The organism is Amycolatopsis sp. FBCC-B4732 (assembly GCF_023008405.1).
GTDB lineage: Bacteria > Actinomycetota > Actinomycetes > Mycobacteriales > Pseudonocardiaceae > Amycolatopsis > Amycolatopsis pretoriensis_A.
The window spans coordinates 2,901,386-2,926,838 of sequence record NZ_CP095376.1 but is presented as its reverse complement, the minus strand read 5'-3'; the positions used below and the strand labels follow the sequence as shown (position 1 = coordinate 2,926,838).

Genomic DNA, 25,453 nt, shown 5'->3' with positions numbered 1-25,453 from the left:
TACGACCAAGCCCGGGAGGGACCTCCACTCAACGTGCTCCCCGTCCGCCCGCGCACTGGCCGGCCTCCGAGGGGCGGACACACCCCCATCGGCGGGCGCGCTCGCCGATCCCGCCTTCGTCTACCGCAGCCAGGCCCTCACCGCCCCTGTCGTCCGCTCATCCCTCCCTCACTCACCCACCTCCCCGTCCGCCAGCTCCCGCAGCAAGTCCAGGTGCCCCACGTGCCGCGCCGTCTCCTGCACGACGTGGGCCACCACCCAGCGGACCGTGAACTCCGACCGCCGCCGCGTCCGGTCGTCCGGGCCCAGCCGCCGCAACGCCTTCTCCGCCCGGCCCCACTCCGCCCGGTACGCCGCCACCACGGACTCCGGTGTGTCCGACTCCGCCACGTCCCAGCTCGGGTCCGGCGACCCGGCCCACAACGACGGCAGGTCCGCCCCACCTGCCTCGATGCACAGCCACCAGCGCTCCACCGCCGTCAGGTGCTTCACCACCCCCAACGCGCTCAGCCGCGGCGAAGTGGGCAACGGGGCCGCCGCCGCCAGCTCACGAGGCAGGCCCGCCAGCTTGTTGACCGCCGTCGCGCGGAGGAACTGCAGGAAGTCCAGCTGGAGGCGCAGTTCGTCGGCCGCGAGCCTCGCGGGCCAGCGGCGGTGCGTCTTCGAACTTGTGTTCGACATGACCGCAACGTACCCCACGGGTCCGACAAAATAGAGTGATCGCCATGTGGTGGGGACTGCTTTGCGCCCTCGGCGCGGCGATCGCGTACGGCGTGGCTTCGGTGATGCAGGCGGTCGCCGCGCGGGCGACCGACACCGGAGGCGACGGCGGCGTCGATCCGAGACTGCTCGTGCGCGTGCTCGGCCAGTGGAAGTTCGTGCTGGGGCTCGCACTGGACATCCTGGGGTTCGTCGCGCAGATCGCCGCCCTGCACGTCCTTCCGCTGTTCGTCGTGCAGGCCGCGCTCGCCGCCAGCCTCGCCGTCACCGCCGTAGCCGCGCGGTTCCTCGGGGTGCGGCTCGGGCGGCGCGAATGGGCCGCCGTCGCCGTCGTTTGTGCCGGGCTCGCCCTGCTGGGCGCCGCCGCGGAAAGCGAGGGGTCCGATCCCGTCGGGCTCGGGTTCCGGCTGGTCCTGATCGGCGCGGTCGTCGTGCTGGCCGGCGCCGGGATCGCAGCGGGGAAGGCGAACCGCCGGGTGCGGACGCCGGCGCTCGGGCTCGTCGCCGGGCTGAGCTTCGGGGTCGTCGCCATCTCCGGGCGGATCATCCCGAGCCTCGCGCCGCTCGCCCTGCTGACCGACCCGGCGACCTACACGGTCGCGGTCGCGGGCGGGATGGCCATGCTGTTCTACGCCACCGCGCTGCAACGCGGGAGCGTCACCACGTCCACCGCGATGATGGTGCTCGGCGAGACGGTCTTCCCGTCGCTGATCGGCGTCTTCGCGCTCGGCGACCGCACGCGGCCGGGGTTCGCGGTCGTCGCCGTGGCCGGGTTCGTGCTCGCCGTGGCCGCCGCGCTCGCGCTCGCGCGGTTCGGGGAACCGGCCACCGAGCCGCGGAATGAGACGAAGCCGACCGTGTTCCCGTAACTTCTTTACTTAGACTAGCCTTACCTATCCACGACGCGGACAGGGAGGCGCGGGTGAGCACGACGGGACGGGAAGTCCTCCGCCGGTCGATCGCCGGGCAACGACGATCGGTGACCCTCGCGGCCCTGCTGACAGCGGGCCACCAGGGCGGCGAAGCACTGGTGCCGGTGGTGATCGGCGTGGTCATCGACCAGGCCGTCGCGGGCGGTTCGGTGGGCACGCTCCTGCTCTGGCTCGCAGTGCTCGGAGTCCTCTTCGCCGCGCTGTCGACCAGCTACCGCCTCGGCGCCCGCTTCGGCGAGCGCGCCGCGGAGCGCGCGGCCCACGAACTCCGGCTCGACGTCGGACGCCGGGTGCTGCACCCCGGCGGCGTCGCGGGTTCCAGTGCGCTGGCCGGCGAACTGGTCAGCATCGGGACCTCGGACGCGAAGCGGGTCGGCACGGTCAACGGCGTCCTGCCGTTCGCCGTCGCCGGGCTGGCCGGGCTGCTGGTCAGCGCCGTCGTGCTGCTCACCATGTCACTGCCGCTCGGGCTGCTCGTACTGCTCGGCACGCCGCCGATGCTCTACTTGGCCCACCTGATCGGCAAGCCGCTGGAGCGCCGCAGCGAGGCCGAGCAGGAGCGCTCCGCGTTCGCCTCGGGCATCGCGACCGACCTCGTCGCCGGGCTGCGCGTGCTCAAGGGTGTCGGCGCCGAGCGCGCCGCCGTCGACCGCTACCGCCGGACCAGCCAGGACTCGCTCAAGGCGACCCTCCGGGCGGCCCGCGCGCAGGCCTGGCACAACGGCGCGCTGCTCGCGCTGACCGGCGTCTTCATCGCGCTGGTCGCGCTCGTCGGCGGCACCCTCGCCGCGGCGGGCGAAATCAGCGTCGGCGACCTGGTCGCCGCGGTCGGGCTCGCGCAGTACCTGATCACGCCGTTCTCGATCTTCTCGTGGGTCAACGGCGAACTCGCGCAGGGCCGGGCGTCGGCCGCGCGCATCGCCGACGTCCTCAACGCGCCGCCCGCGGTCGGCGCCGGGGACGCCACGCTGCCGGTCCCGGCCGCCGGGCACGTCAAGCTCTCCGCGCTGACCCGCGGCGCGCTGCGGGACGTCGGGTTCGAAGCCCGGCCCGGCGAACTGCTCGGCGTGGTCGCCACCGACCCGGCCGCCGCGACGGACCTCCTCGACTGCCTCGGCCGCGCCGCCGACCCCGCGAGCGGCTCGGTGTCGGTCGACGCCGTCGATCTGTCCACTGTGGACCCGAGCCGGGTCAGGGAGGTGGTGCTGGTGGCCGCGCACGACGCCGACCTGTTCGCCGGAACCGTCGCCGAAAACGTGGAAACCGGGCCCAGGACGGCCGAAGCGATGACCGCGGCCGCCGTCGACGAGGTGGCCAGCGCGCTGCCCGACGGCGTCGCGACCGCCGTCACCGAACGCGGGCGGTCGCTGTCCGGCGGCCAGCGCCAGCGGGTCGCCCTCGCCCGCGCGCTCGCCGCGGACGCGCCGGTGCTGGTGCTGCACGACCCGACGACCGCGGTCGACACCGTCACCGAGGCGCGGATCGCCGCGGGACTGGCGGAGCTGCGGCGCGGCCGCACGACCATCCTCGTGACCACCAGCCCGGCGCTGCTCGCCGCGACCGACCGCGTCGTCCTGCTCGACGACGGGCGCGTGACGGGTGAAGGCAGCCACGCCGACCTGGCGGGCCGGGCCGACTACCGGGCGGCGGTGCTCTCGTGACCCGTGAACTCCTCCCCGTGGCCGACGGCCGCCGGATCCGCGCCGTCGTCGGCGAACTGCTCGGCCGCGCCAAGGGCCGCACGGCCGCGGCGGCCGCGGTGCTCGTCGCGGCGACCGCGATCGGTCTGCTCACCGCTCCCCTGCTCGGCCGGGTCGTCGACCTGGTCGCGACGCGCCACCCGGGCACCGACCTCGTCACGCCGGTCGTCGGCCTGGTGCTGGTCGCGCTCGCCCAGGCGGTCGCGACCGCCATCGGGGTGTCGATGGTGGCGCGCCTCGGCGAGACGATCCTGGCCGAGCTGCGCGAACGCTTCGTCGAGCGCGCGCTCGGCCTGCCGCTGGAACAGCTCGAGCGCGCCGGTTCCGGCGACCTGACCGCCCGCGTGACCAACGACGTCTCGGTGGTCGCCGAAGGCGTCCGGCAGGCGCTGCCCGAGCTGGGCCGGTCGGTGCTGACGGTCGTCCTGACGCTGGGCGCGCTGGCCGTGCTCGACTGGCGGTTCCTGCTGGCCGCGCTGGTCGCCGTGCCGGTCCAGCTGTGGACCGTGCGCTGGTACGTGCCGCGCGCGAAGCCGTTGTACGCCAGCCAGCGCGAGGCCGTCGGCGCGCAGCAGCAGCAACTGCTGGACACCATCGGCGGCGCGAAGACCGTCCGCGCGTTCCGGCTCGCCGATGCGCACCTGGAGCGGGTGCGGCAGCGGTCCGACGGCGCCGTCGAGCTGGCCCTGCGCGGAATCCGGCTGGTGACGAGGTTCTACGCGCGGCTCAACCTCGCCGAGTTCCTCGGGCTGTCCGCCGTGCTGGCGATGGGGTTTCTGCTGGTCGGCGCGGACGCGGTGACGGTCGGCGTGGCGACCGCGGCGGCGCTGTACTTCCACAGCCTGTTCGGCCCGATCACGACCGCGCTCGCGCTCGTCGACGACGCGCAGGCGGCCGCGGCGAGCCTGGCGCGGCTGATCGGCGTCGCCGACCTGCCCGCCGAAGCCCAGCCCGCGCAGCCGGCCCGGCCGGTCGACGCGTCGGTGAAGACGGCGGGCATCGGGTACTCCTATGTGGACGGTCACCCGGTGCTCGGCGACGTCGACCTCGCCGTCGCCCCGGGCGAACGGGTGGCGCTGGTCGGCGCGAGTGGCGCCGGGAAGACGACGCTGGCCAAGCTGATCGCCGGCATCCACCGCCCCGGCACGGGTTCGATCACCCTCGGCGGCGTCCCGCTCGACGAGCTGGGCCCCGAGGCCACCCGGCGGACGGTCGCGCTGATCAGCCAGGAAGTCCACGTCTTCGCCGGGCCGCTGGCCGACGACCTCCGGCTCGCGCGCCCGGCGGCGACCGACGCCGAACTGCGGGAGGCGCTGGCGAAGGTGGGCGCGCTGACCTGGGTATCGTCGCTTCCGGACGGTCTCGCGACGGTCGTCGGCGAAGGCGGCCACCAGCTGACGGTGACGCAGGCGCAGCAGCTGGCCCTGGTCCGGCTGGTGCTGGCCGACCCGCCGATCGCGATCCTCGACGAGGCCACGGCGGAAGCCGGCAGCGCGGGTTCGAAGGTCCTGGAGTCGGCGGCCGCGGCGGCGCTGGAGGGCCGGACGGCGCTGGTGGTGGCGCACCGCCTCACGCAGGCGGCGGCGTCGGACCGGATCGTGGTGCTGGACGCGGGCGCCGTCGTGGAGACCGGCAGCCACGACGAACTGGTCGCGGCGGGCGGCCAGTACGCGAAGCTCTGGACGGCCTGGTCCGGCCAGCGTGCCTGAGGGCCGTGAATGCCACGTTGACGGACCGGGCGTCCAAGGTCCCGGCAAGTCGCCGGACACCCGACCATGATTCCCGGGACCGGACGTCATGAAAGACCCTTTCACCGCGTCTGGCGAGGTGAAAGGGTCGTTCATGACGGTGCGGACCGTCGGACCGCCGTGCCGATCCGACTTTGCCGGGCCCTGGACCGGGTGTCCGTGAGCGTGACATCAGCGGATTTACCCGGCTGGCGGTGGGGAAGGCGTTCACCGCGGTGGCGGATGTCCTGACCAGCGGTCGCGCCCGGCTCCGCTCACGAAGACTCGTCCCTCGCATCGCGCGCCCTGGCCGCGACACAGCAAAAGCGCCGGGAGCCGCAGGGGCTCCCGGCGCCTTCGTCTTCCCGGAAGGGTCAGTCGTCCATGGCGTCGGCCAGGGACTTCGGCCGCATGTCCGTCCAGTTCGCTTCCACGTGGTCGAGGCACGCCTGGCGGCCGGACGGCCCGAAGGCCACCGTCCAGCCCGCCGGGACGTCGGCGGACGCCGGCCAGAGGCTGTGCTGGTTCTCCGCGTTGACCAGCACCAGGTACGTGCCGTCGGGGTCTTCGAACGGGTTGGTCATGCCAGGCCTCCTCAGGCGGTGATGTCCGTGCGGGCGCCCTTGACGACCTCGGTCAGCTGCTGCAGGACCGGGGCCGCGAGCACCGGGTTGAACCGGGGTTCGGTCGACCAGTCGGCGAGCTGGTTCGCCTTCACCGCGGGCAGCTGCGCCCACGTCGGGAACTGCGCCATCTGCTGGCGCGTCAGCGCGTACGTGCGGCTGTCGGTGAGGATCAGGTCGGCCGGGTACTTGCCCGCCTGCTCCCAGCTGAGCGTCTCGAAGTAGTCGTCCGAGCCGCCGCCGGCGACGATGTCCAGGCCGAGCTCGCGGTAGTAGGCGAGGTCGGCGAAGTACTCCGGCTTGCAGACGTACAGGTTGTCCTTGTCGCTGGACACCACGAGCACCTTGAGGCCCGGCTTGCCCTGGATCGCGGTCTTGAGGTCGTCGGACGCCTTCTTGAAGTCGTCCTTGCCCTTCCTGATCGCGTCGGTGTTCGCGTCGCCGCCGAGGGCGACGGCGAGCTGCTCGAAGCGCTCGATGACCTTGGGCAGCGTGACCTTGTACTCGGAGATCGCGACGATCGGGGCGATCTGCTGCACCTTGGGGCCGAGGTCGTCCTTGAGCACCCACAGGTCCGTCGGCTTGGTGCCGGTCAGGCCGGTGACGACCAGGTCGGGCTTGAGCGCGGCGAACTTCTCCATGCTGAAGTCGTCCCAGGCGTTGCCGATCGACGTGACGGAGTTCAGGTCGATGTTGCCGGCCTGGATCTCCTTCTTGCCGTCGGCGGTCTTCTGCGGGCCGAACACGCCGACCGGGCGGACGCCGTAGTCCCACAGCGCGGCGGCCGAGCTGGCGTAGGCCACCACCCGCGTCGGACGCTGGTCGCGCGCCGCCTTCTGACCGCGGTCGTCGGTGAACTCCCACGGACCGGACGCGGCCTGCTTGCCGTCGCCGCCGCCGCTGCCGCACGCGGTCAGGGCCGCCGCGGCGGCGACGCCGCCCGCGCCGATCAGGAATCCACGCCGGCTGAGCCCGGCAGTGCCTTGAAACACGGACATGTGAACCTCTCACCAGCTTTTAGGATAGGCACACCTTATTTAGGGAAGCCTGGCAAAAGCAACCGCCTCGACCGACCTGTGTCCACGCCCACCTGCGTCAATTCCGGCCGGACAACTGGGCTTCCGCGCCCGGGACGGGCTCGGCCGGGTCGTGTCCCAGGTGGACCTGCCGGTTGTCGGCGTCCACGTGCACCACCCGCGGCCGGTGCGCGGCGCGCTCGGCCTCGTGGACCTGGACGTAGGTGATGATGATGACCAGGTCGCCGGGATGCACGAGGTGCGCGGCCGCGCCGTTGACGCCGATCACGCCGGAGCCCGCCTCGCCGGTGATGGCGTAGGTCTCCAGCCGGGCGCCGTTGGTGATGTCGACGACCTGGACCCGCTCGCCTTCGACGATGTCCGCGGCGGCCATCAGGTCCGCGTCGATGGTCAGCGAACCGACGTAGTGCAGGTCGGCCTGCGTCACGGTGGCGCGGTGGATCTTGGCGTTCATCAGGGTGCGGTGCACGTCTACTCCGTGTCTCGGGTCAGCAGCGCGGCGAGGCCCGCCGCGGTGGGGGTGCGGAAGAACTCGGCGATCGGGAGTTCCGTCCCGAGCCGCTCGGTGATCCGGTTGCGCAGGACCACGAGCAGCATCGAGTGCCCCCCGAGGGTGAACAGGTCGTCGTCGGGGCCGACGGCGGCGACGTCCAGGACCTCCGCGAAGATCTCGCAGAGGGACTTCTCCAGGGGTGTTTCCGGGGCCCGGCCCCGGGTTCCGTACTCGGGCACCGGCAGCGCGGCCTTGTCGAGCTTCCCGTTGGGCGTCACCGGGAACGCGTCGAGCGGGACGATCGCCGCGGGCACCATGTACTCCGGCAGCGAGCGCGCCACGAACTCCCGCAGCCGCACCGGGTCCGCGGTCGACGGCGTCGTGTACGCGACCAGCCGCTTGTCCCGGTCCTCACGCATGACGACCAACGCCTGCGCGACGTCTTCGTGCCGGGTCAGCGCCGTCTCGATCTCCGCGGGTTCGATCCGGAAGCCGCGGATCTTGACCTGGTCGTCGGTGCGCCCGAGGTATTCGAGCTGCCCGTCCGGCCGCCAGCGCACGAGGTCGCCGGTGCGGTACATGCGTTCCCCGGGCGGGCCGAACGGGTCGGCGACGAACCGGTCCGCGGTGAGCGCGGGACGGTCGTGGTAGCCGCGGGCCAGCCCGGCGCCGGCCAGGTAGAGCTCGCCGGGCACCCCGGCCGGGACCGGCGTCAGGCCGCCGTCGAGGACGTACGCGCGGGCGTTGTGCACCGGGCGGCCGACCACCGGGCACTCCGCGTCGGCGAACCGGCCGACCAGTGCGTCCACCGTGGCCTCGGTCGGCCCGTAGAGGTTGTACGCCGCCGTGCCCGGCATCGACCGCAGCGTCTCCCACAGCGTCTGGGACACGGCTTCCCCGCCGACGCCGACGACGCCGAGGGCGCACTGCCCGTCCTCGACCACGCCCGCCTCGGCCAGCTGCGTGAAGTGCGACGGCGTCAGCTCGAGGAAGTCGAGCCCGCGCTCGCGCACCACCGCCGCCAGCCGCGAAGGGTCGCGGCGGGTTTCGTCGTCGACGACGTGCACCTCGTGCCCGTCGAGCAGCCACAGCTGCGGCTGCCAGGACGCGTCGAAGAAGAACGCCCACGCGTGCCCGACCCGCAGCCGCCGCCCGCCCGCCGCGGCGACCGCCGGGCGGTAGAGCGTCTCGCGGTGGCTGTGGAACAGGTTCACCAGCCCGGCGTGCGGGATCACGACGCCCTTGGGCTTGCCCGTCGAGCCGGACGTGTAGAGCACGTACGCCGGGTTCGCGGGCGACGGCGGCTTCAAGGCCGCGCCGGTGTCCACGACGTCCTCGACGAACAGCGCCCCCGGCACCGGTGCCGTCAGCGCGCGGCTGGTGAGCACCAGCGCGGCGCCGGAGTCGGCGAGGATCGCGGCGATCCGGCCGGCCGGCTGGTCCGGGTCCACCGGCAGGTACGCCGCGCCGGTCTTGAACACGCCGAAGATCGCCTCGACGACCGCCGCCGACCGCGGCAGCACGAGCGCCACGACCTTCTCGGGGCCCGCACCCCGCGACGCGAGCCACCGCGCGAGGCGGTCGGTCCGCGCGGCGAACTCCGCGAACGTGACGCTCGAATCCGCGTCGCTCAGCGCGGTCGCGTCCGGCGTCGCCGCCACCTGCGCGGCCAGCCGGTCGACGACCGTCGGCGCCGACGTCGTCAGTGGTTCGCCGCTCCCCCACTCGCGCAGGATCCGGTCCCGCTCGCCGGCTTCGAGGACGTCGATCCGGCTCAGCGGCCGGTCCGGGTCCGCGACGACGGCGGTCATCAGCCGCACCAGGCGTTCGGCGAGCGTCCGGGCGGACGGCTCGTCGAAGAGGTCGAGGCTGAACTCGAGGTCGCCCTCGATGCCGTCGGGAGTCTCGACCAGGTCGAAGGACAGGTCGAACTTCGCCTGCCGCAGCCCGGTGTCCCGGTAGGCCGCGTCGAGGCCGAGCAGCCGTTCCCGCTCCCGGCCGGAGTGGTACACCGCGAGCATGACCTGGAACAGCGGGTGCCGGGCCAGTGACCGCGCCGGGTTGAGCAGCTCGACGAGGTGCTCGAACGGCAGGTCCTGGTGGGCGTACGCGGCGAGGTCGGCCTCCCGGACGCGGGCCAGCAGCTCCCGGAACGTCGGGTCGCCGCCGGTGTCGGTGCGCAGCACCAGGGTGTTGACGAAGAAGCCGGCGAGGTCCTCCAGCGCGTGGTCGGTGCGGCCGGCCACCGGCGTCCCCAGCGGGATGTCGGTGCCCGCACCGACCCGGGTGAGCAGCGCGGCCAGCGCCGCCTGCAGCACCATGAACGTGCTGGTGCCACTGCCGTTCGCCAGCGCGCGCAGTCCACGGTGGACTTCCGCGGGCACGGTGAACGGCACCGCGGCCCCGCGGTTGGTCGAGCGCGCCGGGCGCCGCCGGTCGGCCGGGAGCGCCAGCTCGTCGGGCAGGCCCGCGAGGGTGTCCCGCCAGAACGCCGCCTGCCGGCCGAGCAGGCTGTCCGGGTCTTCGGCGCGGCCGAACATCTCGCGCTGCCACAGCGTGTAGTCCGCGTACTGCACCGGCAACGGTGTCCACTGTGGACGTTCGCCGCGGAGCCGGGCCGTGTAGGCGGTGTCGAGGTCGCGCTTCAGCGGCGGCAGTGACCAGCCGTCGCCCGCGATGTGGTGGACCAGCAGCACGAACACGTGCCGCGCCGTCCCGGCCGAGACGAGGGTCGCCCGGATCGGGATTTCCGCGTCGAGGGTGAAGCAGTACGACGCCGCCGCCGTGACGCGCTCGTCGAGGTCGGTGGCCGTTTCCGTCACGAGAGCCGGGCGGGCGCGGTCATCCGCGGGGTCGAGCACGATCTGGTGCGGGGTGCCCTGCTCTTCGACCAACAGCGTCCGCAGAACCTCGTGGCGCGCCACGACATCGCGCACCGCTGCCTCCAGCGCGCACGCGTCGACCGGCCCGGTCAGCTCCCACGCCCACGGGATGTTGTAGGTCGCGGACGGCCCGTCGAGGCGGTCGAGGAACCACAGCCGCTGCTGCGCGAACGAGAGCGGCAGCACGGCCGTCCGCTCGGCCGGGACCAGCGGCGGGCGGCTGCGGCGGCCCGGGTCCAGGACTTCGGCGAGCCGGGCCGGGGTCCGCGCGTCGAACACCGCCCGGATCGGCACTTCGACGCCGAGCAGCGCGCGGATCCGGCTGACCAGGCGCGTCGCCAGCAGGGAATGCCCGCCGAGGGCGAAGAAGCCGTCGTCCGGGCCGACCGCGGGCACCCCGAGGACGTCGGCGAACAGCTCGCAGAGCGCCTGCTCGGCCGGGGTCCGCGCGGCGCGGCCGGAGGTCCGGACCTCCGGATCGGGCAGCGCGGCGCGGTCGAGCTTGCCGTTGGCGTTGACCGGCAGTTCCGGCAGCACGACGATCGCCGAGGGCACCGAGTGCTCCGGCAGCCGCGCGGCCAGCGTCGCGCGCAACGCGGCCGGGTCGCCTGACGGTGCGACGTAGGCGATGAGCCGGTGCTCGCGGGCGATCACCACCGCGCGGGACACCGCGGCGTCCGCCGTCAGCACGGCTTCGACTTCGCCGGGCTCGACGCGGAAGCCGCGGATCTTGAGCTGCTGGTCGGCGCGGCCGACGAAGTCGAGGGCGCCGTCGGGGCGGCGGCGGACGACGTCGCCGGTGCGGTACATCCGCTCCCCCGGCTCGAAGGGCGACGCGACGAACCGTTCCGCGGTGAGCGCCGGACGGCCGAGGTAACCGCGGGCGAGCCCGGCGCCGGCCAGGTACAGCTCGCCGCGGACGCCCGGCGGGACCGGCCGGAGACCCGCGTCGAGGACGTACGCGCGGGTGTTCGCGACCGGCCGTCCGATGGCCACCGGGCCGCAGACCTGGGCCAGGCTGTCGCCCGCGACTTCCGAGCAGCCGTAGAGGTTGACCAGTTCCGCCGACGGCCACCGCCGCGCCACCTTCTCGGCGAGGGCCCCGGAAAGCGGTTCGCCACTGGTGATCCAGGTGGTCACCGAGGCGAACGCGTCAGCTTCGGTGTCTTCGGCGAACGTGTCGAGGAGGCTCGGCACCACGGTCAGCACCTGGGCGCCGGACGTGCGGACCAGCTCGGCGAGCGCGATCGGGTCGGTGGCCGTCGTGTCGTCGGCGAACACCACGCTGTCACCCGCGACGAGGCCGCCGAGCAGCTCGGTGGAGCCGTCGATGAACGTCAGCGCGCTCTTGGCCAGGCGGACGCCCCGGGCGGCGTCGCGGCCCCAGTTCAGCCGGTTGGCGAGCGCCCGCTGGGTGCCGGCGACCGCCTTCGGGCGGCCGGTCGAGCCGGACGTGAAGATCACGTACGCCGGGTGGTCCGGGCTGATCGACGGCCACGCCGGTTCGGGCCCGGTGTCACCCGGCCGGACCAGGCGGTCGCCGAAGCCGTCCTTGGCGATGACCAGGTGCGGAGCGGCGTCGGTGAGCATCAGCTCGACGCGCTCGGCCGGGTGGTTGAGGTCGAGGGGCAGGTAGGCGGCACCGGTCTTGAGCACCGCCAAGAGTGCGACGACCAGCTCGGCCGAGCGCGGGAGCGCCACCGCGACGACCCGCTCCGGCCCGGCACCCCGGGCGAGCAACGCCCGGGCGAGCGTCGTGGCCCGCGTGTCCAGCTCGGCGTAGGTCACGCGCTCGCCGCCGAACACCAGCGCGACGGCGTCCGGGGTCCGGCTCACCTGCGCGGCGAACAGCCCGGCGGCCGTCTCCGCGGGCAGCGGTGTCGCGGGGTCGGGCGTGAGCTGGTCGTGTTCGGCGTCGGTCAGCAGGTCGACCGCGCCGATCCGGGTGTCCGGGTCGGCGACGACGGCGGTCAGCAGGGTCCGGAGCCGGGCCAGGATCGCCTCGACGCTCGTGCGGTCGAAGACGTCGCTGTTGTACTCGGCCGTGCCGCGGATCCCGGCCTGCGTGCCCGGGCTCTCGCCGACGAAGAACACCAGGTCGGCGCGCGAGGTACCGGTGCGGACCGGCTCCTCGGCGACGGTCAGCCCCGGCAGGGTCAGGTCGGCGACCGCGTTGTTCTGCCACGCCAGCATCGTCTGGAACAGCGGGTGGTACGCCAGCGAGCGCGCCGGGTTCAGCGCTTCGACCAGGCGCTCGAACGGCACGTCCTGGTGGGCGTAGGCGTCGAGGCTGCGGTCCCGCACGCGGGCCACGAGGTCGCGGAACGTCGGATCGCCGCCGGTGTCCACGCGCAGCACCAGGGTGTTGACGAAGAAGCCGACGAGGTCGTCGAGGGCCTGGTCGGTGCGCCCGGCGATGGACGTGCCGATAGGCACGTCGGCGCCCGCGCCGAGCCGGGTGAGCACCGCGGTGAGCCCGGCGTGCACGACCATGAACACGCTGGCCCCGCAGGCGCGGGCCAGGTCGACGAGTCCACTGTGGAGGCGGGCGTCCCAGCCGAAGGCGAACTGCTCACCGCGGTATGACGCCTCCGCCGGGTGCGGCCGGTCGGTCGGCAGCTCGATGCGCTCGGGCAGGTTCGCCAGCGCGCGCCGCCAGTAGTCGAGCTGCGGTTCGATCACCGGCTCGCCCAGGACGTCCCGCTGCCACACCGTGTAGTCGGCGTACTGCACCGGCAGCGGCGTCCACTGGGGAGCTTCACCGGCGTGGCGGGCGGTGTAGGCGGTGGCGAGGTCCCGCCACAGCGGCGCGGTCGACCAGCCGTCCGAGGCGATGTGGTGGAACACCAGCACGAGGACGTGTTCCCGGGCGCCCAGGCGGAGCAGTTCCGCGCGCAGCGGGATTTCGGACTCCAGCTCGAACACCGTCCGGGCCGCTTCCGACACCGCGTCGGCGAGCGTCGCGCCGGTGACTTCGCGCACCAGCAGGGGAATCGTGACGTCGTCGAGCACCCGCTGCCGGGCTTCACCCTCGACCTCGGGGAAGACCGTGCGGAGGGCTTCGTGGCGTTCGGCCACATCGGACAGCGCGGTGCGCAGCGCGTCGGCGTCGAGGGCGCCGGTGAGCCGCACCGCGGTCGGCATGTTGTACGTCGCCGACGGGCCTTCGAGGCGGTGCAGGAACCACAGTCGCTGCTGGGCGAACGACAGCGGCAGCACCGCCGGCCGCGGGTCGGCGCGCACCAGGGCGGGCCGGGCGGCCGAGGCGTCGGCGGCGGCGAGCAGCGCGGCGAGCCCGGCCACGGTCGGCGTCTCGAACACCGACCGCACCTGGAGTTCGACGCCGAAGACCGCGCGCAGCCGCGCGATCAGCCGGGTCGCCATCAGCGAATGCCCGCCGAGGGCGAAGAAGTCGTCGTCGACGCCGACCGCGGCCGTGTCGAGGACTTCGGCGAACAGGCCGCACAAGACCTCTTCGACCGGGGTCCGCGGCGCCCGTCCGGTGCCGGCGGCCTGCTTGTCCGGGCTCGGCAGCGCGCGGCGGTCGAGCTTGCCGGAAGCCAGCAGCGGCAGGCGGTCCAGGAGCACGAACGCCGAGGGCACCATGTACTGCGGCAGCCGGTCGCGCACGTGCGCCCGCAGCGCCGCCACCAGCGCGCTCGTGTCCCGCTGCCCGGCCGGGTGGTTGCCGAGCGCCTCGAGGGCGGCCCGGACCGGGCGGGTGCGGTGGATCCGGATCGGCGCACCGGTGGTGAACACGACCTCCAGCGTGCCCGCGTCCGCGGTGAGCGTCGCGTGGACGCGGTAGCCGTGGCGTTCGCCGAGCGCGTGCAGGGTTTCGGGGTCCACTCCGGACGGCTCACCGTCCAAAGCGGACAGTGCGGCGTCGGTGTCCCCGCCGGCCAGCGCCGCGACGGCGGCCAGCTCACCGGACAGCCGCGCGTTCGGCACCCCGGTGACGCGCAGCCGCGCGGGTCGCGCCTCGAGCCGCTCAGCCAGCTCCTCGAGCGAAGCGAACGCGACGACGTCTTCGGCCGGCGGCGCCGGCTTCGGTGCCTTCCGCAGCACGACGTCGTAGCGGTGCCGGGTCAGCTCGTTGTGCGCGTGGCCGCGCTTGACCCACAGGTCGACGTCGTCGAAGCCGTCGAGCTCCCGGCTCAGCGCCGCGAAGAAGTCCGGGTCGAGCACCAGCTCGCCTTCGCGGGCGATCGCCTGGTCGGGGGCCGCGCTGTCCCGGCGGCCGTGGCGCAGTTCGGTCGCGGTCCGGAACGCCCGCAACGAGCGCAGGTTGCGGATGTCGCCGAGGAAGACGACCCCGCCCGGCCGGACGCGCGCGGCGGCCGTGCGGATCACCTCGGCGAGGTAGGCGACGCTCGGGAAGTACTGCGCGACCGAGTTGATGATCACCGTGTCGAACGGCTCGCCGGGCAGCTCGCCGAGGTCGTGCGCCGGACGCGCGGCCAGGTGGACCTTGGCCGCGAACGGCGTCGCCGCGACCTCGCGCCGCAGGTTGGCGATGGCCTTCTCGGACAGGTCGACACCCCAGTACGCCTCGGCGTCCGGCGCGAGCCGGGACAGGATCAAGCCACTGCCGACGCCGATCTCCAGCACCCGCCCCAAAGCCGCACTTTCACGTGAAAGTGCGGGATTCGCGAGGGAGCGGATGCGGTCGATCGTCGCCGCGTGCCACTCGCGCATCTCGGCCAGGGGGATCTCGGAGCCGTCGTAGCTGGAGTTCCAGCCGGTGAAGTTCTCCTCCAGCCCGCCGGCCGCCGCGTCGGTGAAGACGTTCTCGTGCAGCTCACGCCACTCGCCGACGTGCTCCAGCTCGGCTTCTTCATCGCGCCCGGCCGAAGGCACGGCGTAGGCGATGAGCCGCCCGTCCTGCGCGGTGACGACCGCCTGCCCGACCGCGGGGTGCTCGGCGAGCACGGACTCGATCTCGCCCAGCTCGATCCGGTAACCGCGGATCTTGACCTGGTCGTCCGCCCGGCCCAGGAACACCAGCCGGCCGTCCGGCAGCCATTTCACGAGGTCACCCGTGCGGTAGAGGCGTCCGCCCGAACCGAACGGGTCCGCCACGAACCGCTCCGAGGTCAGCCCGGGCCGCCCGAGGTATCCCCGCGCCAAGCCGGAGCCCGCGAGGTACAGCTCGCCCACCACGCCGGGCGGGACGGGCCGCAGCCCGGCGTCGAGCACGTACGCCCGGGTGCCGGGGTCGGGGACGCCGATCGGGACGACCGTCGCCTCCGCCAGCTCGGCCGGGTCGCTCTCGCCGAGCGTCGAGTTGGTGGTGGCCTCGGTCGGGCCGTAGGCGTTGAACATCCGCCGCCCCGGCGCCCACCGCCGCACCAGCTCCGGCGACACCCGTTCCGTACCCGCGAGCAGGACGCTGTCGGTCGGCAGGTCGAGGTCCGCCGGCATGGCGTCGAGCAGCGCGGGCGGCAGGATCATGAAGTCGACGGCGTGCCGGTGCGCGTACTCGGTCAGCGCGGGGCCGGCGACCCGGCGCTCGGCCGGCACCACCACCAGGCGGCCGCCGGACAGGAGCCCGAGGCACAGGTCCCAGAAGGCGACGTCGAAACTCGGCGACGCGAACTGCAGCACCCGGCTGTGCGGCCCGATGCCGAACCGCTCGACCTGCGTGGCGACCAGCTTCGCGACGCCGGAGTGCTGGAGCACGACGCCCTTCGGCCGCCCGGACGAGCCGGACGTGTAGATCACGTAGGCTGCGTTCTCCGGCCGCACCGGCACCCGCGGGTCCACAGTGGACGATCCGGCCAGTGCCGGGTCGTCGAGCAGGATCCGCGGCAGGCTCGCGGGCAGCTTCGCCTCGACGTCCCGGGTCGTCACCACGCAGACCGGGCCCGCGTCCTCGGTCATGTAGGCGATCCGGTCGGCCGGGTAGTCGACGTCGACCGGGAGGTAGGCGGCCCCGGCCTTGAGGACGGCCAGCTCCGCGACGATCATGTCGACCGACCGCGGCACGGCCAGCGCGACCACCCGCTCGAGGCCGGCACCGCGGGCGAGCAGCAGGTTCGCCAGCCGGTTGGCGCGCGCGTCCACCTCGGCGTAGGTCAGTTCCTCGTCCTCGAAGACGAGCGCGACCGCGTCCGGCGCCTCGGCGACGCGGCGGGCGAACATCGCGGGGAACGTCTCCGTGCCTGCCGGGTCGAGCGACCCGGCCCACTCGGTGAGCACCCGGTCCCGCTCGTCCCCGGCGAGGAGGTCGAGCGCGCCGACCGGCCGGTCCGGCTCGGCCAGGGCCGCGCGCAGCAGCACTTCGAGGCGGCGCAGGATCGCGTCCGCGCCGGCGTGGCCGAAGACGTCAGCGTTGAACTCCAGCACGCCGTCGATCCCGGCTTCCCGTTCGGTCAGGGAGATGGCCAGGTCGAACTTCGACGTCCCGGTGGTCACCGGGATCTCCGACACGGTCAGGCCGGGCAGGGTCACCTCGGCACGGGTGTTGTTCTGCCCGGCGATCATCACCTGGAACAGCGGGTGGTACGACAGCGACCGCGCCGGGTTCAGCACCTCGACCAGCCGCTCGAACGGCACGTCCTGGTGGGCGTACGCGTCCAGGTTGCGCTCGCGGACGCGGGCCACGAGGTCGCGGAACGACGGTTCGCCGCCGGTGTCCACGCGCAGCACCAGGGTGTTGACGAAGAACCCGACGAGGTCGTCGAGCGCCTGGTCGGTGCGCCCGGCGATGGGCGAGCCGATGGGCACGTCGGTGCCCGCGCCGAGCCGGGTGAGCAGGGCGGCGAGGGCCGCGTGCACGACCATGAACACGCTGGCGCCGGACTCGCGGGCCAGCTCGGCCAACCGGGCGTGGAGCCCGGCGTCCCAGCCGAAGGTGTGCAGCTCGCCGCGGAAGGTCGCGGTCGCGGGGTGCGGCCGGTCCAGCGGCAGCTCGATCCGGTCCGGCAGGCCGTCGAGCACGTCACGCCAGTAGTCCAGCTGCGCGCTGAGCATGCTGTCCGGGTCGTCCTCGCGGCCGAGCAGTTCCTGTTGCCACAGCGTGTAGTCCGCGTACTGGACCGGCAGCGGAGTCCACTGTGGAGTCTCGCCGGACCGGCGGGCGGCGTAGGCGGTGGCGATGTCGCGCCACAGCGGGGCCATCGACCAGCCGTCGGAGGCGATGTGGTGGAACACCAGCGCGAACACGTGCTCGCGCGCGCCCAGGCGGAGCAGTTCCGCGCGCACCGGCACCTCGTGCTCGAGGTCGAAGGGCCCGCGGACGAGCCCGGTCAGTGCCGCGTCCAGGTCCGCGACCTCGCGCACCGGCAGGCTGACGTCTTCGGCCGGGAGGACGTCCTGGTACGGCACGCCGTCCCGCTGCGGGAAGCGGGTGCGCAGGGCTTCGTGCCGGGCGACCACGTCGGTGAGCGCCGCGCGCAGCGCTTCGACGTCGAGGTCGCCGTCGAGGCGCATGATCAGCGGCACGTTGTAGGTGGCCGACGGTCCTTCGAGGTGGTGCAGGAACCACAGCCGCTGCTGGGCGCCGGACAGCGGCACCCGCTCGGGCCGGGGCTGCCGGACCAGCGGCGGGCGGGCGGACCCGCCGGCCGTGGCCAGCACCCCGGCGAGGCCCGCGGCGGTCGGCGTCTCGAAGACCGACCGGACTTCCAGCTCGGCGTTCAGGGACGTCCGGATCCGGGCGATCAGCCGGGTGGCCAGCAGCGAATGGCCGCCGAGGGCGAAGAAGCTGTCGTCCGGGCCGACCCGCGGCAGGCCGAGGACGTCGGCGAACAGCTCGCACAGCTGCCGCTCGAGCGGCGTGCGCGGCTCGCGGTCCGACGTCGGCGCGACCGGGTCGGGCGACGGCAGGGCCCGGCGGTCGAGCTTGCCGTTGGCGGTCACGGGGAGCGCGTCGAGGACGACGATCGCCGAGGGCACCATGTGCTCCGGCAGCCGTTGGGCGGCCAGCGCCCGCAGGTCCGCGGACAGCGTGCTGACGCGGCGGAACCGGCCGGGGTTGCCGGTGTAGGACAGCAGCGGGCCGGGGCCGGGCCGGAACGCACCGGCGGTCTCGCCGGTCGTGAACACGACGTCGACGGATCCGTCGCCCTCGGCGGACCAGGTGACCACCGTGCGGTAGCCGTGCGCGTCGCCGAACGCGTACCACTCTTCAGGGTCCACCCCGCCCGGTGCGGTGCGGCCGTTCGGAACGCGTTCGATCCGGCTCGGGCCGGCAACCTCGTCCACGCTGCAGAGATCGGTACCCCACGCGAGCGCCGGGACCTCGGCGACCTCCACCGAACCGCGGCGCAGCACCACGTCGTAGCGGTACTGGGTCAGCTCGTTGACCGCCCGGCCGCGCTTGACCCGGATGTCCGCGGCGACCCCGTCGAGCCCGGCGAAGAACTCGGGCGCGACGAGGAGCTCCTTCTCCCGCAGCAGGTTCTGCTCGACGTCACCGCCGCGCGCCTCGGCCACCGCTGTGTGGAACGCCCGGACCTGGCGCAGGTCGCGGACGTCGCCGACGAACAGCGCCCCGCCCGGGGCGAGCAGGTCCAGTGCCTTCCGGACGACGTCCAGGAGGTAGGTCCCGCTCGGGAAGTACTGGACGACGGAGTTGAGCACGATGGTGTCGAAGAATCCGGACGGCAGCCCGGTGACGTCGGCGGCATCTCCGGTGCGCAGCTCGACGCGCCCGGCGAGCGCCGGGTCGGCCGCGACCCGGGCGCCCAGGGAAGCAATGACCTCGGCGGAGAAGTCCGTGCCCCAGTAGGACTCGCAGTCCGGGGCCAGCTCGGTCAGCAGCAGGCCGGTGCCGACGCCGATCTCCAGCACGCGCTTCGGCTTCAGCGACCGGATCCGCGTGACGATCGCGTCGCGCCACTCCCGCATCTCGGCCCGCGGAATCGGCTCGCCGGTGTAGCTGGAATTCCAGCCTTCGAATTCGTCGGCTGCGCTCGCGTACATCGAGTCGTACAGCTCGCGCCACTCGCCGACCTGCTCGGTCTCGTCCGCAGGGGACAGGTCGGCGGGCACGACGTACCCGACCAGGCGGACGTCGCCGGGTCGGTCTTCGCGGGCCACGACCACGGCGTGGGCGACGTCGTCGTGCGCGGACAGCGTCGCGGCGATCTCGCCGGGTTCGACGCGGAAGCCGCGGATCTTGACCTGCTCGTCGCCGCGGCCGAGGAACTCGAGGACGCCGTCGGCGCGGAAGCGGGCCAGGTCGCCGGTGCGGTACATCCGGGCGCCGGGCGCGCCGAACGGGTCGGCGACGAACCGCTCCGCGGTGAGCCCGGGCCGGCCGAGGTAGCCGCGGGCGAGCTGGATCCCGGCGAGGTACAGCTCACCGGGGGTGCCGGGCGGGACCGGGCGCAGGGCGGCGTCGAGCACGTAGGTCCGCGTGTTCCACACCGGACGTCCGATCGGGACGGTGACGTCCACAGTGGACGTCCGCCAGGCCGTGACGTCGACCGAGGCTTCGGTGGGGCCGTAGAGGTTGTGCAGCTCGGCGTCGAGCACCCGGCCGAACTGCGCGACGGCGTCCGGCGGCAGCGCCTCGCCACTGCAGAGGACCCGGCGCAGGCTCGTGCACTCCCCCGCCGCCGGTTCCTGCAGGAAGACCTGGAGCATCGACGGGACGAAGTGGACGGTCGTGATCCCGCGGTCGCGGATCAGCCGGGCCAGGTAGGCGGGGTCCTTGTGCCCGTCGGGCCGCGCGAGGACCTCCGTGGCGCCGGTGAGCAGCGGCCAGAGGAATTCCCACACCGAGACGTCGAAGCTGGACGGAGTCTTCTGCAGCACGCGGTCGTCGCCGGTGAGGCCGTACTCGTCCTGCATCCACAGCAGCCGGTTGACGATCCCCTCGTGCGGGACGACGACGCCCTTGGGGCGGCCGGTCGACCCGGACGTGTAGATGACGTACGCCGGGTTGCCCGGCCGGAGCACGACATCGAGCGGCGTGTCCGGGGCCTCGGCGAGGGTGCCGGGGTCGTCGAGCAGGAGCGCGCCCGGGACGGCGGTCTCCTCGACGGCCAGCACCAGGGCCGGGGCCGCGTCTTCGAGCATGAACGCGATGCGGCCGGCCGGGTAGCCCGGGTCGAGCGGCAGGTAGGCCGCGCCCGTCTTGAGCACGGCGAGGATCGCCGTCACCAGGTGCGTCGAGCGCGGCAGCGCGAGGGCGACCACGCGTTCCGGCCCGGCGCCCCGCGCGGCCAGCACGTGGGCGAGGCGGTTCGAGACGGCGTCCAGCTCGGCGTAGCTGAGCTCTTCCTCCTCGAAGACCAGCGCGGGGTGGTCCGGCGTGCGGGCGGCCTGCGCCGCGAACAGCCCGGGCACGGTGACCGCGGGCACGTCCCCGGCCGCACCCGACCAGGTCGCTTCGAGACCGTCGCGCTCGGCCGGCGTGAGCACGTCGAGCGTCCCGAGGCGGCGGTCCGGGGCCGAGACGACCTGGCGGAGCAGGACTTCCAGCCGGCCGAGGAGGCCGGTCACGGTGGCCCGGTCGAACACCTCGGCGTTGAACTCGGCCTGGCCGTGCAGCCCGTCGGCGCGTTCGGTGAAGGAGAACCAGAGGTCGAACTTGGCCGTCCCGGTGCCGACCGGCTGCTCGGTGACGGTCAGCCCGGGCAGCTCGACGCCGCTGCCGGGCGTGTTCTGCCAGGCGAGCATGGTCTGGAACAGCGGGTGGTGCGCCAGCGACCGCGCCGGGTTGAGCGCTTCGACCAGCCGCTCGAACGGCACGTCCTGGTGGGCGTAGGCGTCCAGGCTGCGCTCGCGCACCCGCGCGACGAGGTCGCGGAAGGACGGGTCGCCGCCGGTGTCCACGCGCAGGACCAGGGTGTTGACGAAGAACCCGACCAGGTCGTCGAGCGCCGGGTCGGTGCGGCCCGCGATCGGGGTGCCGATCGGGATGTCCGTGCCGCCGCCGAGGCGGGACAGCAGCGCGGTCAGGCCCGCGTGCACGACCATGAACGGGCTCGCGCCGCACGCCCGTGCGAGGTCGGCGAGCCCGGCCTGGAGCCCGGCGTCCCAGGCGAAGGTGAAGAACCCGCCGCGGTAGGTGGAGACGGCCGGGTGCGGGCGGTCGAGCGGGAGGGTGATCCGCTCGGGCAGGCCGTCGAGTGCGCCGCGCCAGTACTCGAGCTGGGCGCTTTCTTCGGCCGCGAGGAGTTCGCGTTGCCAGAGCGTGTAGTCCGCGTACTGCACCGGCAGCGGTGTCCACCCGGGAGCGTCGCCGCGGAGCCGGGCGCGGTACGCCGTGGCGATGTCCTGCCAGAGCGGCGAAAGCGACCAGCCGTCGGCGGCGATGTGGTGCACCACCAGGACCAGCACGTGCCGGCGCGGGCCGGCGCTCAGCAGCTCCGCGCGGACGGGCACGCCGGCGCCGAGGTCGAACACCCCGCGCACGAGGGCGTCCACTTCGGAATCCACATCGGACACTGCGCGCACGGTCAGTTCGACCGTGCCTTCGGGCAGGACCTCCTGGTACGGAACCCCGTCGGCGACGGGGAAGGTCGTGCGCAAGGCTTCGTGCCGGGCGAGGACGTCGTTCAGCGCCGAGCGCAGCGCGTCGACGTCCAGCTCGCCGGACAGGCGCATGACGAGCGGGACGTTGTAGGTCGCCGAACCGCCTTCGAGGCCGTGCAGGAACCACAGCCGCTGCTGCGCGAACGACAGCGGCAGCCGCTCGGGCCGCTCGGTGACGCGGGTGAGCGGACGGCGTTCGGACCCGGTGACGGCCCCGGCGAGGAGTTCGGCGAGGGCGGCCGGGGTCGGCGCGTCGAACACCGCGCGCACCGGTACCTCGGCGCCGACGGCCGCGCGGATGCGCTGGATCAGCCGGGTGGCCAGCAGGGAATGCCCGCCGAGGGCGAAGAAGTCGTCGTCCGGGCCGGCCTGCGGCACGCCGAGGACGTCGGCGAACATCTCGCACAGCAGCTGCTCGACGGGGTTGCGCGGCGCCCGGCCCGGCCCGGCGGTGAACCGCTCGGGGCTCGGCAGCGCCTTGCGATCGAGCTTCCCCGACGCCAGCACCGGCAGCTTGTCCAGCACGACGAACGCCGACGGCACCATGTACAGCGGCAGCCGGTCCCGCACGTGCGCGCGCAGCGAAGCCACGAACGCACCGGTCTCCCGCCGCGCCGCGGGGTTGTTGGCGTACGACCCGGGCGCACCGCTCCGGCGTCCCGGCCGGTAGGCGGTGCCGTCCTCCCCCCTCGAGAAGACGGCTTCCAGCTCGCCGGCTTCGGCGGCCCAGGTCACCGCGACCCGGTAGCCCGCGGCGTCGCCGAGCCGGTGCAGGGCTTCCGGGTCGACGCCGTCGCGCCCGTCGAGGGCTTCGAGGGCGGCCGCCGGGGTGCCTGCGTCGAGGGCGCGGACCGCGGCCAGCTCGCCGGACAGCCGCGCGTCCGGGATGCCGGTGACGCGCAGCCGCTCCGGTGCCTCCGCGGCCAGGAACCGTTCGACCGCACCGAGATCGCCGAACGCGACGACCTGCTCTTCGGCCGGCTCCGGCCGGGAGCCCCGGCGCAGCACGACGTCGTAGCGATGCCGGGTCAGCTCGTTGTGCGCGGTGCCGCGCTTGACCCACAGGTCGACGTCGTCGAAGCCGTCGAGACCGCGGGCCAGCGCCGGGAAGAAGTCCGGGTCGAGCACCAGCTCGCCCTCACGCGCGATGGCCTGGTCGACCGCGGCGACGTCGCCCCGGCCGTGCCGCAGCTCGACGGCGGTGCGGAACGCCCGCAGCGAACGCAGGTTCCGGATGTCGCCGAGGAAGATCGTCCCGCCGGGCTTCAGGACACCGGCCGCGGTCTTCACCACCTCGGTGAGGTAATCGGCGCTCGGGAAGTACTGCGCGACGGAGTTGATGATCACCGTGTCGAACGGCTCGCCGGGCAGCTCGCCGAGGTCGTGCGCCGGACGCGCGGCCAGGTGGACCTTGCCCGCGAACGGCGTCGCCGCGACCTCGCGGCGGACGTTCTCGATCGCGCTCTCGGAAAGGTCGAGGCCCCAGTACGCCTCGGCGTCCGGCGCGATCCGCGAGAGGATGAGCCCGCTGCCGACGCCGATCTCCAGCACCCGCCCCAAACCCGCACTTTCACGTGAAAGTGCGGGTTTCGCCAGGGACCGGATCCGCTCGATCGTCGCCGCGTGCCACTCCCGCATCTCGGCGAGGGGGATGTCCGAGCCGTCGTAGCTGGAGTTCCAGCCGGCGAAGTTCTCCTCGATGCCCTGGGAACCGGCGAGCATCTCTTCGTGGACGTCGTGCCATTCGTCGACGTGGCCCTGCTCGGCCGCCTGGTCGCGGTCGGGCACCGGCACGGCGTAGGCGATCAGCCGGCCGTCCTGCGCGACGACGACCGACTGCCCGACGCGCGGGTGTTCGGCGAGCACGGACTCGATCTCGCCCAGCTCGATCCGGTAACCGCGGATCTTGACCTGGTCGTCCGCGCGCCCCAGGAACACCAGCCGGCCGTCCGGCAGCCATTTCACGAGGTCACCCGTGCGGTAGAGGCGTCCGCCCGAACCGAACGGGTCCGCCACGAACCGCTCCGCCGTCAGCCCCGGCCGCCCGAGATAACCCCGCGCCAGCCCCGAACCCGCGAGGTACAGCTCGCCCACGACGCCGACCGGGACCGGCGCGAGGTGCGCGTCGAGGACGTAGGCACGGGTGCCCGGGTCGGGGACGCCGATCGGAACGGCCGAGCCGGGCGCGATCTCCGGGTCGCAGAGCCCGAGCGTCGAGTTGGTCGTGGCCTCGGTCGGCCCGTAGGCGTTGAACATCCGCCGCCCCGGCGCCCACCGCCGCACCAGCTCCGGCGACACGCGCTCGGTGCCGGCCAGCAGGACACTGTCGCGCGGCAGGTCGCAGTCCTCGGGGAACTCGGCGAGCAGAGCCGGCGGCAGGATCATGAAGTCGACGCCCTTGGCGTGGGCGTACTCGGCCAGCTCGGGGCCGGGCACCCGCCGCTCGGCCGGGACGACGACCAGCCGGCCGCCCGAGAGCAGCCCGAGGCACAGGTCCCAGAAGGCGACGTCGAAACTCGGCGACGCGAACTGCAGCACCCGGCTGTGCGGCCCGATGCCGAACCGCTCGGTCTGCGTCGCCACCAGCTTCGCCACGCCCGCGTGGGAAACCACGACCCCCTTGGGCCGTCCGGTCGATCCCGACGTGTAGATGACGTAGGCCGCGTTCGCCGGGACGATCCGCGCGGCCGGGTCAGTGGCCGGGGCGCCGGTCAGGTCCGTCTCGTCGAGGAGCAGGACGTCACCGTCGAAGCGGCCGGCGAGGTCACTGGTGGTCACCACGCACACCGGGCGGGCGTCGGCGACCATGAAGGCGATCCGCTCGGCCGGGTAGTCCTGGTCCAGCGGCAGGTAGGCGGCACCGGCCTTGAGCACCGCCAGCTCGGCCACGATCATGTCGAGCGAACGCGGGACGGCGAGGGCGACGACGCGTTCCGGCCCGGCGCCGCGGCCGACGAGGAGGTGGGCGAGCCGGTTGGCGCGCGCGTCCAGCTCGGCGTAGGTCAGCTCTTCGTCTTCGAAGACGAGCGCGACGGCGCCGGGGGTCTCCCGGACCCGGGCGGCGAACAGCTCCGGCAGGGTCGAGAGCGGCTCGGCGAGGTCCGTGTCGTTCCACGCACCGAGGATCCGGTGCAGTTCCGGCGCGGCCATCAGGGCGAGCCGCTCGACCGGCCACTGTGGACGTTCCGCGGCTTCGGCGAGGAGGTGGCCCAGGTGGTCGAGCATCCGGTCCACAGTGGACTCGTCGAGCACGTCGGGGCGGTAGCGCAGGCCGCCGGTGGTCAGGTTCAGGTCGAGCGGCAGGTCGGTCCCGGCGTGGAAGCCGACGTTGACGAGCAGCGAGCCACCCCTCCCGGGCTCCGGCTCGAGCTCGGTGACCAGGTCGCCGAACGGCACCTCGTGCGCCAGCGCCTCTTCCCGCGCCGCACGCACGCGCGCGACGACGTCGGCGAATCCGGGCGAGCCACCCAGATCCACCCGCAGCGGCACCAGCGCGCCGATCCCGAGCAGGACGTCGGCGGTTCCCGCGTACCGGGACAGCAGCACCGTGAACGCGGCGAGGAGCGTCAGCTCGTCCGTTTCGGGCAACGGCCGGGTGCGCGTCACCGCGGCGACGGGCTCGGCGGGGTACGGCCGGTCGACCGGCAGCGCCAGCTCCTTCGGTGCCGAGGCGAGGCGATCACGCCAGAAACCGAGCCTCGACACCTGCTGCACAGCGTCACCGTTGCTCACCGGTAGACCAGCCTCCCGCTGCTCGCGGCGCCTCCGACGAGGCGCCAACTTAGGTGACCCTAACAAACGGATGGTGAGGATGCACTCCTGTACCATCGGTTAGCCTTACCTAAAATG

8 protein-coding genes are annotated in these 25,453 nt (G+C 73.6%); 3 read left to right on the top strand and 5 right to left on the bottom strand.

Annotation, left to right across the window (positions count from 1 at the left end; genetic code table 11):
• Positions 1-168 precede the first annotated feature (168 nt).
• Positions 169-681: a DinB family protein gene (locus MUY14_RS12405; protein WP_247023129.1), complete on the bottom strand. Its 513-nt coding sequence runs from the start codon at positions 679-681 to the stop codon at positions 169-171.
• 44 nt (positions 682-725) lie between these two features.
• Between MUY14_RS12405 and MUY14_RS12400 the strand changes: the two genes are divergently transcribed.
• Genes MUY14_RS12400 through MUY14_RS12390 form a run of 3 tightly spaced genes read left to right on the top strand, consistent with a single transcriptional unit; the run spans position 726 to position 5,061 of the window.
• Positions 726-1,589 (top strand): hypothetical protein, encoded by an 864-nt coding sequence (locus MUY14_RS12400; protein ID WP_247023128.1) that lies wholly within the window; start codon positions 726-728, stop codon positions 1,587-1,589.
• Between the two features lie 53 nt (positions 1,590-1,642).
• Positions 1,643-3,313, top strand: a complete 1,671-nt coding sequence (locus MUY14_RS12395) for an ABC transporter ATP-binding protein (protein WP_247023127.1) — start codon at positions 1,643-1,645, stop codon at positions 3,311-3,313.
• The gene (locus MUY14_RS12390) at positions 3,310-5,061 is read left to right on the top strand and encodes an ABC transporter ATP-binding protein (RefSeq protein ID WP_247023126.1); all 1,752 of its coding nucleotides are present in this window, start codon (positions 3,310-3,312) and stop codon (positions 5,059-5,061) included. Before MUY14_RS12395 ends, MUY14_RS12390 begins: the two co-directional genes overlap by 4 nt.
• 392 nt (positions 5,062-5,453) lie before the next feature.
• Here the strand turns inward: MUY14_RS12390 and MUY14_RS12385 are convergent, their stop codons facing one another.
• The 4 genes from MUY14_RS12385 to MUY14_RS12370 all read right to left on the bottom strand — a co-directional run bounded on the left by MUY14_RS12385 (position 5,454) and on the right by MUY14_RS12370 (position 25,336).
• Entirely contained in the window at positions 5,454-5,663 is a 210-nt protein-coding gene (locus MUY14_RS12385; protein WP_247023125.1) for an MbtH family protein, read from the bottom strand.
• A gap of 11 nt (positions 5,664-5,674) precedes the next feature.
• Positions 5,675-6,700, bottom strand: coding sequence for an ABC transporter substrate-binding protein (locus tag MUY14_RS12380; protein WP_247023124.1), 1,026 nt, complete (start codon positions 6,698-6,700; stop codon positions 5,675-5,677).
• A gap of 97 nt (positions 6,701-6,797) precedes the next feature.
• Positions 6,798-7,208 carry an aspartate 1-decarboxylase gene (gene panD / locus MUY14_RS12375; RefSeq protein WP_247023123.1) on the bottom strand — a complete coding sequence of 137 codons (411 nt, stop codon included), beginning with the start codon at positions 7,206-7,208 and terminating at the stop codon, positions 6,798-6,800.
• 2 nt (positions 7,209-7,210) lie between these two features.
• Positions 7,211-25,336, bottom strand: a complete 18,126-nt coding sequence (locus MUY14_RS12370; RefSeq protein WP_247023122.1) for a non-ribosomal peptide synthetase — start codon at positions 25,334-25,336, stop codon at positions 7,211-7,213.
• Between the last annotated feature and the right edge of the window lie 117 nt (positions 25,337-25,453).